Consider the following 400-nt stretch of genomic DNA (forward strand, 5'->3'; position numbering starts at 1 on the left):
AGTTGGTCCTGCAGCAAGGTGAAAGACACAGCGTCAACAGCAACAACCGCCTCAGAGTCCTCGATGAAATTACCGAGTTGGGAATCGCCTTCATCGCCAATAGTTTGGTCAAGAGAGATAGGCTCACGCGCGTATTGTTGTATTTCCAATACTTTTTCAGGAGTAATATCCATCTCTTTAGCAAGTTCTTCTGGAGTAGGTTCCCTACCTAGATCCTGTAGAAGTTCTCGCTGAATACGACCGAGCTTATTAATAACCTCAACCATGTGCACAGGAATACGGATAGTACGCGCCTGATCTGCCATAGCACGGGTAATGGCTTGGCGAATCCACCAGGTGGCATATGTGGAGAATTTATAGCCCTTGGCATAGTCGAATTTTTCAACAGCGCGGATAAGAC

1 protein-coding gene is annotated in these 400 nt (G+C 46.8%); it reads right to left on the bottom strand.

Annotated elements, in window-relative coordinates; all coding sequences use genetic code 11:
- Nucleotides 1-400, bottom strand: a 400-nt coding sequence (locus G8O24_RS47320) for a sigma-70 domain-containing protein (RefSeq protein WP_188108450.1), incomplete at both ends; no start/stop codon positions are given.

The sequence above is a fragment of the Bradyrhizobium campsiandrae genome, from assembly GCF_014529705.1.
Classification (GTDB): Bacteria; Pseudomonadota; Alphaproteobacteria; order Rhizobiales; family Xanthobacteraceae; genus Bradyrhizobium; species Bradyrhizobium campsiandrae.